The 15,555-nt window shown below is 69.9% G+C and carries 9 protein-coding genes; 2 read left to right on the forward strand and 7 right to left on the reverse strand.

Features of this window, described 5'->3' with window-relative positions:
- Nucleotides 1–12: 12 nt before the first annotated feature.
- The 4 genes from Val02_RS41435 to Val02_RS41450 form a co-directional block, all read right to left on the reverse strand.
- Nucleotides 13–2,334 carry a beta-L-arabinofuranosidase domain-containing protein gene (locus tag Val02_RS41435; protein ID WP_239153729.1) on the reverse strand — a complete coding sequence of 774 codons (2,322 nt, stop codon included), beginning with the start codon at nucleotides 2,332–2,334 and terminating at the stop codon, nucleotides 13–15.
- 93 nt (nucleotides 2,335–2,427) lie between these two features.
- Nucleotides 2,428–3,840 carry a non-reducing end alpha-L-arabinofuranosidase family hydrolase gene (locus tag Val02_RS41440; RefSeq protein ID WP_203904831.1) on the reverse strand — a complete coding sequence of 471 codons (1,413 nt, stop codon included), beginning with the start codon at nucleotides 3,838–3,840 and terminating at the stop codon, nucleotides 2,428–2,430.
- 12 nt (nucleotides 3,841–3,852) lie between these two features.
- Nucleotides 3,853–5,223, reverse strand: coding sequence for a glycoside hydrolase family 10 protein (locus Val02_RS41445; RefSeq protein ID WP_203904832.1), 1,371 nt, complete (start codon nucleotides 5,221–5,223; stop codon nucleotides 3,853–3,855).
- Between the two features lie 29 nt (nucleotides 5,224–5,252).
- On the reverse strand, nucleotides 5,253–7,253 hold the full coding sequence (locus Val02_RS41450; protein WP_203904833.1) for a family 43 glycosylhydrolase: 2,001 nt from the start codon (nucleotides 7,251–7,253) through the stop codon (nucleotides 5,253–5,255).
- 524 nt (nucleotides 7,254–7,777) lie between these two features.
- Between Val02_RS41450 and Val02_RS41455 the strand changes: the two genes are divergently transcribed.
- Nucleotides 7,778–9,418 carry a glycoside hydrolase family 27 protein gene (locus Val02_RS41455; RefSeq protein ID WP_203904834.1) on the forward strand — a complete coding sequence of 547 codons (1,641 nt, stop codon included), beginning with the start codon at nucleotides 7,778–7,780 and terminating at the stop codon, nucleotides 9,416–9,418.
- 49 nt (nucleotides 9,419–9,467) lie between these two features.
- A complete protein-coding gene (locus tag Val02_RS41460) occupies nucleotides 9,468–10,943 on the forward strand; it encodes a sigma-70 family RNA polymerase sigma factor (RefSeq protein ID WP_203904835.1) in 1,476 nt (491 codons plus the stop codon).
- Between the two features lie 21 nt (nucleotides 10,944–10,964).
- Here the strand turns inward: Val02_RS41460 and Val02_RS41465 are convergent, their stop codons facing one another.
- From Val02_RS41465 to Val02_RS41475, 3 genes are all read right to left on the reverse strand, one after another.
- Nucleotides 10,965–12,320, reverse strand: a complete 1,356-nt coding sequence (locus Val02_RS41465; RefSeq protein ID WP_203904836.1) for an extracellular catalytic domain type 1 short-chain-length polyhydroxyalkanoate depolymerase — start codon at nucleotides 12,318–12,320, stop codon at nucleotides 10,965–10,967.
- 67 nt (nucleotides 12,321–12,387) lie between these two features.
- Nucleotides 12,388–13,710 (reverse strand): CE1 family esterase, encoded by a 1,323-nt coding sequence (locus Val02_RS41470; protein ID WP_203904837.1) that lies wholly within the window; start codon nucleotides 13,708–13,710, stop codon nucleotides 12,388–12,390.
- A 12-nt stretch (nucleotides 13,711–13,722) separates the two neighbouring features.
- On the reverse strand, nucleotides 13,723–15,459 hold the full coding sequence (locus tag Val02_RS41475; protein WP_203904838.1) for a family 43 glycosylhydrolase: 1,737 nt from the start codon (nucleotides 15,457–15,459) through the stop codon (nucleotides 13,723–13,725).
- Between the last annotated feature and the right edge of the window lie 96 nt (nucleotides 15,460–15,555).

The following is a 15,555-nucleotide window of genomic DNA, read 5'->3' on the forward strand; positions in this document are numbered from 1 at the left end:
AGCACGGATCGCTCACACCTGCACGAGACGCCAGCGGTTGTCGGCCGAGCCGTTGTCGGAGTCCTGCACCGCCTGCGCGCCCCACGCGGTGGAGCCGTTCAGGACCGCCAGGAGCTTGCCGCTGTGGGCGTTGCGGATGCGGACGGTGCCGTCGCCGTTGTCCAGCAGCGTCCAGCGGTGGTCGGCCGTGCCGGTGTCGCTCCACTGCAGGACCCGGGCGTTGTCCGCTGTGGACATGTTCTCGACGCCGAGGACCTTGCCGCTGTTGACGTTACGCAGCTTCCGTGTGCCGTCGCCGTTGTCCACGACGTTCCAGCGTTGGTCCGCGGTGCCGGTGTCTCCCCATTGAACGGCCAGACCGCCGTCACCCGTCGCCATGTTCTGCACGCCGAGGACCAGTCCGGTGCCGGCGTTGACGAGCTTGTGCACGGGCGTGCTCGAACCGCCGCCGGTGTTCCAGTAGACGGTGTAGTTGAACCCGTGCGCGTCGTGGAACGGGCCGAGGTTCACCGTGGAACCGTTGGCGGTGGCCGTGAACGCCAGCGACGACGTGCCGGTGCGGGTGACCGACGCGGTGTTCAGCGCCGGCAGCGACGACAGCGCCGTGTTGCCGTAGTTGCCGGCCAGCACCACGGGGCCGAACGTGACGGCGGCGACGTTCGCGTTGTCGTTGGCCGGCATGAGGAGCACCCGCATCGGCAGCCGCACCGTGACGGTGTCGCCGGAGGCCCAGGAACGGGTCAGCGCCGCGTAGCTGCCGGGCGTCGTGGCGATCGACTGCACGGTGCCGTTGACGGCGATCGTGGCGCCGCTCGTCCACGCGGGGATGCGGATGCGCATCGTCCACGAGCCGCCGGCGTTGCCGGTGACGCTCAGCGTGGTGGTGTCGCCGACCGGGTAGGTCGTGGACTGCGTGACCGTGATGCCGCGCTGGGTCCAGTTCAGCGTCGACGGCGTGAACAGGTTGACCGTCAGCGTGCTGCCCTCGAAGAAGTAGACCGAGTCCATGAGGGCGGTGTTCACCTCGATGCCGGTGCCCTGGCAGCACCAGAACGAGGCGTAGTCGGTGCTCCACGTGCCGCCGCCCCACGCCGGTCCGACGCCGCGCCGGCCGCCGGGGCGAAGCGGCGTGAAGTAGGTGACGTGGCCGTGGCCGTCGGCCGGGTTCTGCGCACCGAGGATGTGGTTGAACAGCGCCCGCTCGTAGAAGTCGAAGTAGGCGGCCCGGTCGGGGTTCAGCAGCCACAGTTCCCGGGTGAGCTTCAGCATGTTGTAGGTGTTGCAGTGCTCGCAGGTGTCGTTGGCCAGGTAGCCGGCGATGGCGTTCGGCGCGCGGAAGTGCTCGGCCTGGCTGTTGCCGCCGATGGCGTAGGTGTGCGCGCCGACGGTGATGTTCCAGGCGTTGGTGGCGATGTCGCGGTACCGGGTCGTGCCGGTGGCCTTGTACTCCCGCGCCGCGCCGATCCACTTCGGCACCTGGGTGTTGGCGTGCAGGCCGTTCAGGCTGTCCACATTGGACGCCAGCGGGTTGAACACGGCGGCGTGGTCGAAGCGCTGCGCCACGGTGAGCCAGCGGCCGTCGCCGGTCTGCTGGCACAGGTCGGTCAGGACGGCGTTCATGCCGCCGAACTCGGTGCCGAGCATCGCCTGCATCTGACTGGCGGACAGCCGCGACGTGCGGGTGTCGACCCAGCCGGCCAGCGCCAGCAGGACCGTGCGCGCCTGGGTGTTGCCGATGAGGCGCCACGCGTCGAGCAGCCCGGCCAGGGTCTTGTGCACGCAGTAGTAGGGAACGTTGCCGTTCGACAAAGTCCTGTTCTCCAGCGCGGTGAAGTCCGACTCGGGGAACCCGGACAGATAACCGGCGGTGAACCCGGCCGCGCCGTTGTTCGCCTGGCACCTGGCCAGTTCGGCGACCATGTAATTGGCCTTGTCGCGGCAGGTGGTGTCGCCGAGCACCGCCCACGCCTGCGCCCACGCGGTCAGGAAATGACCCTGCACGTGGCTGCGGAAGGGAAAGGTCGGCGCGTCCCAGCCGCCGTTGGCCGCCGCGCCGTTGGTGGAGAGGCGATGGTTCGCCCGGAACACGTACAGCAGCCGCTCGACGTCGACGAAACGCAGGTAGGCGAGGGTGCGGTTCTGGTTGTCCAGCCAACGGCCGGAGGTCAGGCGCACCTGACCGGGTTCGAACGCATAGGCCGAGACACCGATGTCCGGACGCGTCGGCGGGACGACGGCGGCCGCGGCGGGGCGGGCGGCGGTGAGGCCGGCGGTGGCGAGCGCGCCGGCGCCGGCGGTCTGCAGGGCGCGCCGGCGGCTGATGGGAAGGGACAACGCAACTCCTGGGGGTGCGGAGGGGGACATGCCGCCCGACCCGTTGGCCGAGCGGCATGTCCCCCTGAACCGTGTGATGGATCTGGATGCCGGTCAGCGCTGCAGGGTCAGCAGGCCCGGGCGCCACGGCAGGTTGTTGTAGTCGCCGCCCGCGCTGGGGTTCTTGCCCTGGTACAGCAGTTGGAGGTTGCAGGGGTCGACGGTCTTGGTCTGGTCGGGGTTGGTGCGCACGAGGTCGCCGTGGCTGATGTCGTTGGTCCACGTGGCGCCGCTGTTCGCCCGGCCGGCGAAGGGATTGCTCTCAGTGGCGGCGTTCGGCGTCCACGAGCCGCTGAGGCTGCTGGACGTGAACGAGCGGAAGTAGCGGTTGCCCTGACTGCCGATCGCCTCGACGATCATCAGGTACTGGTTCTGCCCCTGCACCTTGTAGACCTCGACCGCCTCGAAGAGGTTGTTCGTCGAGTCGCTCATGATGGTCGTGTACGAGGAGCCGAAGCTGCTCGGGAAGTTGCCGATCGGCATGCTGGCCCGGTAGATCTTCCCGTTGTCGCCGGCGAAGAAGAGGTACATGTTCTGGCCGTCGGCGATGAGCGTCTGGTCGATCGGGCCGGTGCTGGAGCCGGAGATGCTCCCGGTGAACAGCGGCTGGGGAGCGGACCAGCCGTTGGGGTTCGTGGGATCGGTGGAGGTGCGGTAGATGAACGGCCACTGCCCCCACTGGTAGGCCAGCACCCACAGGTTCTTCGGCGCGAAGTAGAACAGCGTCGGCGCGACGGCGCCCTGGTTCATGCTGTTCTGGCTCGCCGAGGCCATGTCGGACCAGTTGGTGAACGGGGTGAAGTTCATCGACCCGTAGTTGCCGTTGGAGACGTTCGACGCGTACACGAGGTGCTTGCCGTTGTAGACGACGTTGGTGAAGTCCTTCAGCGACACCCAGCCCGACCTCGGGTTCGCCAGCACACCGGAGGAACTCCACCGGTAGCTCGACGGAAGGCTGCACGACGGTCCGGGCGAGGACGGCCCGGGCGACGACGGCCGCGGCGAGGACGGTGCCGGCGACGACGGGCCGGGGGACGACGGGCTTCCGGTGACCGGCGCGCCGGTACAGGTGGTGCCGTTCAGCGCGAAGCTGGCGGGTTTGGGGTTGCTGCCGTTCTGGGATCCGTTGAAGCCGAAATCGACGCTGGCTCCGGTGCCGATGGAGCCGTTGTAGGCGGCGTTGGTGACGGTCACGTTCGCGCCGGACTGGGTGTGGGTGCCGTTCCACAGCTGGGTGATGGTCTGGCCGGCGGTGAACGACCAGGTGAGGTTCCAGCCGTTGACCGGGTCGCCGAGGTTGGTGATTTTGACGGCGGCGCCGAAGCCGCCCTGCCACTCGTTGTTGATGGTGTAGTCGACGCGGCAGCCCGCGGCCGCCTGCGCCTCCGTCGTCGCGGCGAGCACGGCGGAGGCGCCGAGCGCGGCCACCGCCGCCCCGGTCAGCGCGAAGCGATGAGATCTACGCATGGGAATCCCTTCTCAGGAACAGGTCGGGGTGCCGCTGGGGGCGGAACCCGTGCCCTGGAAGCCGAACTCGGTGGTCTGTCCGGCGCCGACGGTGCCGTTGTAGGAGACGTTGGTGAACACGACCGTGCCGGTGCTGCCCGACGCGGTGGCGTTCCAGGTGTTGGTGACGGCCGATCCGCTCGGCAGCGTGACGTTCGCGCGCCAGCCGTTGAGGCCGCCCGATCCGGCGGTCACCCGGACACTTGCGGTGAAGCCGCCGTTCCACGCGTTCACGGAGATGGTGGCGGTGCAGCTACCGCCGGCGGGCGGCGGGCTCGAGGCCGGCGGGTTGGACGACGCCGGCGGGTTCGACGACGCGGGCGGGTTGGAGGTGCCGGGGCTGACCGGGACCCCGCTGCCGTTGAGGGCGTTCAGCGTCGAGGTGTAGGCCGCCTTCTTGTTGCCGCTGTTGTCGAAGAGCAGCGGGTTCTCGCCGGTGCGCCACGAGTCGCTGTCACGGATGCCCCACACGGTGATGCCGGTGCAGCGGGCGATCGCCTTGCACGCCCGCACGACGGACGCGAAACCGTTGGCCTGGCTGGATCCGGCGATGTCGAGCTCGGTGATCTGCACGTCCACACCCAGGTCCGCGAAGCGCTGCAGGTTGGCCTGGTAGTCCGAGGGCGGGCCGTTGGTCAGGTGGGACTGGAAGCCGACGCAGTCGATCGGGACGCCGCGGCTCCTGAAGTCCCGCACCATGTTGTAGACACCGGTCGACTTCGCGTTGATGCCGTCGGTGTTGTAGTCGTTGTAGCAGAGCTTCGCCGTCGGGTCCGCCGCGCGTGCGGCGCGGAACGCGGCCTCGATCCAGTCGTTGCCGGTGCGCTGCAGGTTGGAGTCGCGCCGGCCGCCGCTGCCGCCGTCGGCGAACGCCTCGTTGACCACGTCCCAGGCGAAGACCTTGCCCCGGTAGTAGGTGGCGACCTTCGTGACGTGGTTGATGGCGGCATTGCGCAGCGCCGTTCCGGACATGCCCTGCGCCCAGCCGGGCTGCTGCTGGTGCCAGAGCAGAGCGTGCCCGCGGACCTTCTGTCCGCGCGCCAGCGCCCGGTTGGCGATCTGGTCTCCCCGGCTGTAGTTGAACGAGTTCTGCGACGGCTCGGTCGCGTCCCACTTCATCTCGTTCTCGGCGGTGACGGAGTTGAACTCCCGGTCGAGGATGCCGGTGTACACCGAGTCCGAGAGCCGGCCGGCGGCGATGGCGGCGCCGAAGTAGCGTCCGGACTCCGCGGCCGACGCGCCGAGCGTGGTGCCCGCGTCGGCGGGCCGGACGAACACGACCAGCAGCAGCCCGGCCGCGAGGGTGGCCGGCACAGCCAACCAGTGACGACGTTTCATCGACATGACCTTTCTCAGGGGGTGGTGAGGCCTTCTCATGGCGTCGTGAGGTCGAACGACCGGACCGTGACGGCGCCGCCGAGCGCCTGCGTGGCGTGGTTGAACATCGCGTAGCGGTAGCCCATGAAGAACTGCCAGGCGTTGTTCAACGTGAAGGCGGAGCCGAGGGGGGTGAAGTTCGTGCCGTCGGTGCTGTAGGAGAAGCGCGCCGTGCGCCCGGAACCGGGGCGGACGTCGGCCGTGACCCGCAACCAGATGCGGCCGCCGGAGATGTTCGCGCCGGCCACTTCGGTGCCGGTGCCGGTGGTGTTCCAGGAACCGTCCATCGTGAGGCCGTTCACCATCACGACCCGGTTGGCGCCGTTGTCCTTCTTCACGCCGATGTAGGCGGACTGGTCGCGCAGCATCGCCAGGCCGGCGCGGTCGCCGTTCGCCATCGCCGAGTAGTCCAACTCGACGGTGGCCGTCGACGTGGGGCCCTGGATCCGGTGGGTCAGCGTGTTGCGGGCGTTGTAGAGGTCGTTCGTCACGGTGGCGGTGCGCAGGGTGAGGCCGCTGCCGACCGACCACTTGCTGTTGTCGGGGTTGTGGTTCCACTCCCAGCGCGGGCCCAACGTCGAGCCGGTGAACGTGTCCCGGCCGATCATCGGTGCCACCGTGCGGGTGGTCTGGATGTTCGGCTTCGGGTACGTGGTGCCCCACGCGCCGTTCACGGTCTGCAGCACCGGCCAGCCGTCGGCGGACCACGTGATCGGCGCCAGCGCCGGGACACGGCCGCCCGGATAGGCGTCCACGAAGGACATGTAGTACCAGTCGCCGGCCTGCGTCTGCACCAGCCCGCCCTGGTGCGGAACGCCGCCGCCGGAGATCGGGCCGGGCAGGTTCAACAGCACCTGGCGCATCTCGTACGGCCCCCACGGGCTCGAGGAGCGCAGCACGTACTGGCCGTTGGCCGGGCGGGTCAGCCAGATGTAGTAGTAGCCGCCCCGCTTGTAGAACCGGGCGCCCTCCAGGGTCCCCGGGTTGGACGGCGTGCTGAACACCTGCTGCGCCCGCACCTGGGACAGCCCGTCGGCGGACAACTGCGCGACGCTGATCTGGCTGTTGCCGTAGGCGACGTACATGGTGTCGTTGTCGTCGACGAGCAGCCCCGCGTCGTAGTAGCAGTTGTTGATCTGCGAACGCTTCGACCACGTACCGTCCACTGTGGACGCCGTGTACACGTACGTGCGGTTGAACTCGACACAGCCGATCCAGTAGTACGTGCTGTTGCTGCGGCGGTAGTTGAGGGTCGAGGCCCAGATGCCCTTGACGTAGGCCCGGCCGCCGCTGAGGTTGTAGGCGTTCGAGCCGAAGTCGAGACTCGGCACGGAGTGGCCGGCGTACTCCCAGTTGACGAGGTCGTAGGAGCGCAGGATCGGCGCGCCCGGCGAGTAGTGCATCGTCGAGGCGGAGTAGTAGTAGGCGTCCCCGACCCGGATGATGTCGCCGTCGGCGAAGTCCTGCCACACCACCGGATTCGTGAAGCGGGTCGACGGCGAGGGCGAGGTCGACGGTCCGGGCGAGGACGGGGCGGGCGAGGACGGGGCGGGGGACGAGGGCCCGCCGGTGACCGGTGCGCCGGTGCAGGTGGTGCCGTTGAGGGCGAAGCTGGCGGGTTTGGGGTTGCTGCCGTTCTGGGATCCGTTGAAGCCGAAATCGACGCTGGCTCCGGTGCCGATGGAGCCGTTGTAGGCGGCGTTGGTGACGGTCACGTTCGCGCCGGACTGGGTGTGGGTGCCGTTCCACAGCTGGGTGATGGTCTGGCCGGCGGTGAACGACCAGGTGAGGTTCCAGCCGTTGACCGGGTCGCCGAGGTTGGTGATTTTGACGGCGGCGCCGAAGCCGCCCTGCCACTCGTTGCTGACGGTGTAGTCGACGCGGCAACCGGCGGCCGCCCGTGCGGGGCTGAGGTTCACCGCCGTGACGAGGCCGGCGGTGAGAGCGGCGGTGGCCAGCCCGACGAGCAGCCGGTGCCGGTGCGGTGGACGTCTCATGGCGATGTCTCCCGGGGGTCGGCCATGCCGGTCGATGCACCTGACGCATTCTGTTACCGGTAACACTCACGGGCCGGTATGGGGGGTGGCCCGGACCGTACATGGCGGGCGGAGCAGGAAATCGGGGTCGGCCGAGAGTCCCAAACTGTTTTCCGATTTTCAAGGCGAGCCGTGGCGGGTGTCGGGTGGGGGCGGGCCGGCGAAAGCGAATCATCGTACGTTTGCGCACGTCAGTACCGTGGTGTGGGGCACCTCAGCGGGGGTGTGGTGCCCCTGAAACATTTTCGGTAATCAGTCGAGACCTTTACCGGTAAGGCGGCATAACACTTTTGGACGCCGGTCGCACGCGGCGGCGTTCGGTCAAAAGTGTTATGCCGGCGCCGGCCAAGAAGTCGCCATTTCCGTCGGCTTGCGCCGCCTGTGAGGAGTCTGTAATTCTCTGCTGATCCGGGGGTCCGCCCCCTCCGGATAGTGAACGTTCACACCGCGTTGTCCGCCTCAGATCGACACGCAGGAGCACCCCCATGAACCGTTCCCTACGATCGCGCGGCCTCATCTGCGCGGCGATCGGACTTCTCCTGACCGCCATGACCGCTCTCGCCGCCCCACCCGCGCAGGCGTTGGACAACGGCGTCGGTCGAGTGCCGCCGATGGGCTGGAACAGCTGGAACACCTTCGGCTGCAACATCAACGAGACGCTCATCAAGCAGACGGCCGACGCGCTGGTCAACAACGGCATGCGCGACCTCGGCTACAAGTACGTCGTCGTGGACGACTGCTGGATGGACTCGACCCGCGACTCGGCCGGCAACCTGCGCGCCAACCCGTCCCGTTTCCCGAGCGGGATGAAGGCGCTCGGGGACTATCTGCACGCCCGCGGCCTCCTGTTCGGCATCTACCAGGCGCCGCTGGACCGGACCTGCGCCCAGTACTTCGGCTCCTACCCCGGCGCGACCGGCAGCCAGGGCCACGAGTACCAGGACGCGCGGACGTTCGCCTCGTGGGGCGTGGACTACCTCAAGTACGACTGGTGCTCGCCGACCGGCACGATCGACGACCAGGTCCGCGTCTTCGCGCTGATGCGCGACGCGTTGCGGGCCTCCGGGCGACCGATCTTCTACAGCATCAACTCGAACAGCATCCACGACAAGACCGGCCCGCGGCGCAACTGGAGCGACGTGGCCAACATGTGGCGCACCACCGAGGACATCACCAACGCGTGGAACACCGGGCAGACCAACGGCTACCCGATGGGCATCCAGAACATCGTCGACGTGACGGTGCCGCTGGCGCGCTACGCCGCCCCGGGCGGGTTCAACGACCCGGACATGATGGAGGTCGGCCGCGGCGGCATGAACGACACCGAGATGCGCAGCCACTTCGCGCTGTGGGCAATCATGGCGTCGCCGCTGATCGCCGGGAACGACGTGCGTTCCATGAACGCCGCCACCACCACCATCCTGACCAACAGCCGGCTCATCGCCATCAACCAGGACACGCTCGGCCTGCAGGCCGGCCAGATCTCGTTCGACGGCACGCGCCGCGTCCTCGCCAAGCGGCTGGCGAACGGCGACGTCGCGGTCGCCCTGTTCAACCAGGGGAGCGCCACCACGACGATCAGCACCACGGCCGCCGCCATCGGCAAGTCCGGCAGCGCCTTCACCCTGACCGACGCGTGGACCGGCGCCACGAGTTCCACCACAGGTGCGATCAGCGCGAGCGTCCCCGCCCACGGCACGGCGGTCTTCCGGGTCAGCGGCGGCGGCACCACCGAACCGCCACCGCCGAGCACCACGACGTTGGTCAGCGCCTCCTCCGGCCGCTGCCTCGACGTGCCCGACAGCGCCACCGCCAACGGCACCCGGCCGGTCATCTGGGACTGCCACGGCAACGCGAACCAGCAGTGGACGCGCAACGGTGAGGCGCTCCAGTCGCTCGGCAAGTGCCTCGACGCGCCGACCAACGCCACGGCGGGCACGTTCGTCCAGCTGTGGGACTGCAACGGCGGCGCCAACCAGCGGTGGAACCTCAACGCCGACGGCACCATCAGCAACCAGCAGTCCGCGCTCTGCCTCGACGTGGACCGCAACCTCACCGCCAACGGCACCGGGGTCCTGCTGTGGTCCTGCGGCGCCGCCGCCAACCAGCGCTGGACCAGGCGCTGAATCCGTGCCCGCACGCGGATTACGCCGCGGTGACGAGCCGGGTGCCGGGATGCGAGTTCCCGATCGCAGACTGACCCACCTCGTCATCGCGGCGCAGGGCGGCGACCGCCGCGCCCGCGACGAACTGGCGGCCGCCGCGCTGCCGCTGGTGTACGCCGTCGTCCGTCGGGCGATGGGCGAGCATCCCGACGTCGACGACGTCGTGCAGGACACGATGGTGCGCGCGCTGCGCGAACTGGGCGCGTTACGGGCACCGGAGAGCTTCCGGCAGTGGCTGATGGCGATCGCCGTCAACCAGGTCGGCACCGCGCTGCACCGGCGCGACGTCGCGGCCGAACGCACCACCGTTCTGGACACGGCGACGGCGATGCCGGATCCGGGTGCCGCGCACGAGGACGCCACGATCCTGCGGCGCGACCTCGCCGCCCAGCGCCGCCAGCTCGGCCGCGCCGCCCGCTGGCTGGACCCGGGCGAGCGGGCGCTGCTGTCGTTGTGGTGGCTGGAGAACGCGGGCGAGATCAGCCGGGCCGAACTCGCCGCAGCCGTCGGCACGTCCGTCCCGCACGCGGCGGTGCGGATCCAGCGGATGCGCCAGCACCTGGAATCGAGCCGCGCGCTGGTCGCCGCGCTGGAGGCGAGACCGCGCTGCGCCGGCCTCAGCCGCCTGGTCCGCGGCTGGGACGGCCGCGCGAGTGCGGTGTGGCGCAAGCGGATCGCCCGGCACCTGCGCTCCTGCCCGGTCTGCGGGCCGGCCGCCGACCTCGTGCCGGCCGAACGGCTCTTCGTCGGCTTCGGGCTGCTGACCGTGCCGTTCCCGCTGACCACCGCGGTGCTCGCGAAGGCCGCCGCCGGCGCGGCCCACGGCGCGGCGGGCTCGGCGCTCAAGGCGGGACCGCTCGGACACCTGGCGACGGTGATGGTCTCACATCCGGTCGCCTCCCTCGTCGCGGTCGGCGCACTCGCCGTCGGCGTGGCGGTGCCCACCGGGGCACTGCCCGTTCTCGGGCCGCGGGTCGCCGCCGTCGCCACCGCGCCGGGACGCTCCGGTCAGGGCGGCGTTCCCGGCCCCTCGCCGTCCGCCGCCCCGGCGCTGCCGCTGGGCCCGGTTTCCCTGGAGTACGCGGGGGAACGGGGCCGCTACGTCACACTCGCCGACACGTTCGGCGTGCTGGCGCCGGCCGGCCCGGCCGCCGATCCGACGGCGCGCGGGCGGGCGACGTTCACCGTGGTGCCGGGTCTGCTGGATCAGCGGTGCGTGAGCCTGCGGGCGTCCGACGGGACCTACCTGCGGCACGCCTCGTGGCGGCTGCGGCAGAGCCCCGACGAGGGCACCGTGCTCTTTCGGGGCGACGCCACGTTCTGCGTCCGGCCGGGCTCCGCCGACGGGTCGATCGCACTGGAGTCGGCGAACTATCCGGGGTACTTCCTGCGCCGCGTGCGACAGGAGCTGTGGGTCGACCGCACGGACGGCTCCGCGTCGTTCCGTGCCGACAGCGCGTTCGTGGTCCGGCCGCCGCTCGCGTGACGGCCGGTCCACTGTGGACGATCAGGCGCAGGCCGTGCCGTTGACGGTGAACCGCGTCGGCGGGCTGTTGGTGCCGCTGTACGTCGCCTGGAGGCCGAACGTCGTGCTGCCGCCCGGGGCGATGGTGGGGTTGTAGCTGACGTTGCGCGCGCTGACCGAGGCGCCGGTCTGCGTGACGGTGGCGTTCCACGCGTTGGTCACCTGCTGGTTGCCCGCCCAGTCCCAGGTCACCGTCCAGCCGTTGAGCGGCGCGCTGCCGAGATTGGTGACGGTCACCTCGGCGGTGAAGCCGTTGTTCCAGGCGTTCATCCTGAAGGCGACCCGGCAGCCGGACGCGCCGGACGACGGCGACGGACTCGTGGGGACGGAGGCACTCGGCGACGGCGAGACCGGGTTGCTCGGCGAGGGCGAGATCGGGTTGCTCGCCGACGGCGACGTGGGAACCGTGCGGTCCAACCCGAAGAACTGGATCGCGACCTCGGCCATGCCGGCGGAGGGCAGCGAGTGGCCGGCGCCCTCGATGCTGTACGCCTCCACCTGCACCGTGCCGGAACCGTCGGCGTAGCGGCGGCGCTGCCAGCCGGCGCGCGGCGTGTCCGTCGAGGTCGGCGTCTGGCTCAGCCCGAACACATCGGTCCACTGCTCGATCGACTCGCGCAGCAACGTGTACGGCACGAGCGTGTCGGCGGTGCCGTGCCACAGCTGGACGCGCGGCCGCGGGCCGGTGAAGCCCGGATACGCGCGCCGCACGGAGTCACCCCACTGCTGCGGCGTGCGGTCCATCGAGCCGCCGGTGCACCGGCTGCTGCCCGGCGGATAGTCGGCCGCGCCGGCGAAACAGTCGAACGGCACGCCCATGAACGACGCCCCGGCGCGGAACAGGTCCGGGTACACGGCGAGCATGTGTTGGGTCATCATGCCGCCGGAGGAACTGCCGGTGGCGAAGACCCGGGCGGGGTCACCGCCGTAGCGCTGCTTGACGTAGTTCACCATCGACACCAGCGAGACCGGATCGCTGCCGCCGCCCCGGCGCTTGGCGGCGTCGGACCACGTGTCGAAGCAGTTGCCGAAACCGGCCTGCTGGGTCGCGCTCGGGTAGATGACGACGAAGCCGTACCGGTCGGCGAGACGGGCGAACTCGCTGCTCGAGTAGAACCCGGGACCCGTTCCGCCGCAGCCGTGCATCGCCACCACGATCCCGGGCGCGGCCGGGCGGGTGTCGGGCACGTAGAGGTGCATCCTCATGCCACCGGGGTTGTCGCCGAAGTTCGTCACCTCCACCAGCGCGGCGGCGGACGCCGGCGACGGCGGCACGAGACCGACGACGGCGAGGATCGCGGCTGCGGCGAGAGCCAGTGCTGTTCTCGGACGGTTCATCACATCCTCCTCGGGTGGGGCCCGGGGGCGGCCTGCCGTGGTCCGCCCCCGGGTGCTCGATGCCCGGTCAGGCCAGGGCGCAGGCCGCGCCGTTGAGGGTGAACGACGTCGGCTTGCCGGTGTTGCCGGTGTGTGTCGCCTGGAAGCCGATGCTGACCGACGTTCCGGGCGCGATGGTGCCGTTGTAGCTGACGTTGCGCGCCGTCACGGCTCCGCTGGTCGGCGAGTAGGTCGCGTTCCAGCCGCTGCTGATCGTCTGCCCGGCCGGCAGCGTGAACGCGAGCGTCCATCCGTTGATCGGGCTGCTGCCGGTGTTCGCGATGGTGACCGAGGCGGTGAAGCCGGTGTTCCAGGCGTTGACGGAGTAGCCGACGGAGCAGCCGCCGGACGGGTTGGGGCTGCCGTTCGACGGGCTGACCGGCGGGCTGGAGGGCGGTGCGCTCGACGGCGCGGCGCTCGACGGCGGCGGACTCGACGGGGTGGTGCCGTCGAACTGCGTGAAGAAGCGCCACACCTCGGTCTTCGTCCACGTGCGCGCGCCGCTGTCGCCGGAGGCCCCGTCGACCGGCGCCGGCCCGTGCCCGCCGTCGAACGCGGCCCACACGACCGGATAGCCGGCGCGGCAGCCCGAGTACGTGGTGGTGATGTGGGTGCGGCTGCCCACCGCCGGTTCGCGCGGGCTCTGTGCCGTGCAGCCGTTGTTGCGCACGAACGTGTCGCGCAGCCCCCGGCCCTGGGAGATGTTCAGGACGTTGTCGCTGAGGCCGTGGATGCCCATGTACGCGATCGGCTGGGTGCCGCCGCTGCAGCCGCTCAGCTGCGCGCCGGAGAAGACGGCGACGGCGCGGAAGACGTTCGGGCGGGAGCACGCCAGCGAGTAGCTCATCCCGCCGCCGTAGCTGAAACCGAGCGCGAAGCGCTGCGTCGTCTCGACGCACAGGTCGCCTTCCAGCAGCCGGATCAGGTCGTCGACGAAGGTGACGTCCTGGCCGCCGGAGTTCGCCCAGCCGTTGTTGAACCCCTGCGGCGCGACGAAGATGGCGCTGTTGTTGGCCTGCGCGCGCAGGCCGTAGTACGACCAGACGAAGCCGTCGCTGCCGCCGGAGTCGACGTCGTTGGCGGTGCCGTTCAACCAATGGAAGCCGAAGATCAGACGGTACGGATGGTTGCGGTCGTAGTTGTCGGGGATCCGCAGGATGTAGGTGCGGTTCTGGCCGCTGCTCTGGATCGTGCGGACGCCGCTGGTCAGCGTCGGCGCCTTGCCGCAGCCGGCGGTCGCCGCGCTGGTGCCGGCATCCGCCGCCGCGGCGAGATGGGTCCCCACACCGATCCCGGCGGCCGCGAACGCCGTGGCGGCGGCGATCACCGTGAGGTGCTTTCTCAACTTCATGTGTTGTCCCCCTTACGGGCTGGTGCAGGCGATGGACGGGTTCGAGGCGGCGCCGGTGGCCAGGAAGCCGAAGGTGACCGACGAACCCGCCCCGACGGAGGCGTTGTACGAGACGTTGGAGACCACCGCGGTGCCGCCGCTACCGCTCAGCACGCCGCCCCAGATCTGGTTGACGGCCTGGTCGGCGCGCAGCGGCCAGCGCACGGTCCAGCCGTTGACGGGCGTGGAGCCGGCGGCGACGGTCACCTCGCCCTGGAACCCGCCCGCCCACGTGCTGACGGTGCGGTACGAGGCGGTGCACGCCCCGGTGGACGGACTGTCCGATGTGGACGGTGACGGCGACGCGGGGTTGGACGGCGACGCCGGTGCCGACGGCGACGGACTGCTGCCGGTGCCGTCGAACTGCCACCAGTTCAGGTTGAACAGGTCGCCGCTGCCGCCGGTGAAGCGCAGGAACAGGTCGTGCGTGCCGGTCGCGGCGCTCACCGGGCAGGAGACCGTGGTCCAGGTCTGCCAGCCGCCGGTGCCGGCGACGGTGCAGGTGCCCACCAGGGTGCCGGTGGCGCTGTCGAGGCGCAGTTCGATGCGGCCGCCGCTGGTCGCCGAGGCCACCCGGGCCCGGAACGCCGTCGCGCCGGCGCCGAACGCGACCCCCTTCACCTTGATGGAGTCCCCGTTGTTGATGAACCCGACGTTGCGCCCGCCCTCGCCGGCGACCTCCGTCTCGACGCCGTTGGCCCAGGCGATCGTCTCGGCCTCCTGGCGCACGTACGGATTCAGCGTCCCGATCTGCGGTGCGCCCGTCGTGGTCATGTTGATGGTCGGGATGGTTCCGTTGCTGCCGTAGCTGAACTTCTCCACGGCGACCGAGCGGGTGTAACCGCCGCCGCCGGGCAGCGCGCCGTTGTGGTAGAAGAAGTACGACCCGCCGTTGAAGTCGACGATGCCCGGGTGGTTGGTGAAGCTGCTGCCCTGGGTGGGCATGACGGTCCCGCGGTAGGTCCACGGTCCGGTCGGTCCGGTCGCCGTCGAGTAGGCGATGTGCTCACTGCAGCATTTGGCGGCGTACACGTTGTAGTAGAGGCCGTTGCGCTTGAAGACCCACGGGCCCTCCTCGTACAGCGTCGGCCGGTTGGCGTCGCCGGTGCGGGTGCCGAAACCCGCCGTGGTCAACGGAATCTTCGTCGCGCTGCCCGAGTACGAGACCATGTCGGCGTTGAGCCGCACGTACCAGAGGTTGGGGTTGCCCCAGTACAGGTACGCCTGCCCGTCGTCGTCGATGAACACCGTCGGGTCGATCTCGTTGGTGTCCACCAGCGGATGGCCGAGGGCATCGCGGAACGGCCCGGTCGGGCTGTCCGCCACCGCGACCCCGATCGCCATCCGGCCGGTCGCGCGGACCTTCATCGGGACGTACCAGTAGAACTTCCCGTTGCGTTCGACGGCCTGGCCGGCCCAGGCGTCGGCGCTCGCCCAACTGAACGACGCGAGATTCAACGGCGAGCCGTGATCGGTCCAGTTCACCATGTCGGCGGAGGACCACACCCGCCATTCCTTCATCGTGAACCACGTCGAGCCGTCCTCGTCGTGACCGGTGTACAGGTACACGCGGCCGTTGTGCACCAACGGTGCCGGGTCGGCCGTGTAGATGGTCTGGACGATCGGGTTGTCCGCTCTGGCGATGTCCGGCGACAGCGCAGCGACACACACCGCGGCCACGAGGCACGCGAGTATCCGCTTCGCATTCATCGTTTCCTCCCGCGAATATCGATGTGTGCCGAACATTGCCAGAGCGTTTCCGGGTCGTTCCAGTCGTTTCATAATCTTTCAGGACGACCTTCTCCG

The organism is Virgisporangium aliadipatigenens, from assembly GCF_016863615.1.
Taxonomy (GTDB): domain Bacteria; phylum Actinomycetota; class Actinomycetes; order Mycobacteriales; family Micromonosporaceae; genus Virgisporangium; species Virgisporangium aliadipatigenens.

Coding starts and splice junctions, on each gene's coding strand:
- Val02_RS41465 (WP_203904836.1), bottom strand. CDS start 12,320: ATGAACCGTCCGAGAACAGCACTGGCTCTCGCCGCAGCCGCGATCCTC.
- Val02_RS41455 (WP_203904834.1), top strand. CDS start 7,778: ATGAACCGTTCCCTACGATCGCGCGGCCTCATCTGCGCGGCGATCGGA.
- Val02_RS41470 (WP_203904837.1), bottom strand. CDS start 13,710: ATGAAGTTGAGAAAGCACCTCACGGTGATCGCCGCCGCCACGGCGTTC.
- Val02_RS41460 (WP_203904835.1), top strand. CDS start 9,468: ATGCGAGTTCCCGATCGCAGACTGACCCACCTCGTCATCGCGGCGCAG.
- Val02_RS41440 (WP_203904831.1), bottom strand. CDS start 3,840: ATGCGTAGATCTCATCGCTTCGCGCTGACCGGGGCGGCGGTGGCCGCG.
- Val02_RS41445 (WP_203904832.1), bottom strand. CDS start 5,223: ATGTCGATGAAACGTCGTCACTGGTTGGCTGTGCCGGCCACCCTCGCG.
- Val02_RS41475 (WP_203904838.1), bottom strand. CDS start 15,459: ATGAATGCGAAGCGGATACTCGCGTGCCTCGTGGCCGCGGTGTGTGTC.
- Val02_RS41450 (WP_203904833.1), bottom strand. CDS start 7,253: ATGAGACGTCCACCGCACCGGCACCGGCTGCTCGTCGGGCTGGCCACC.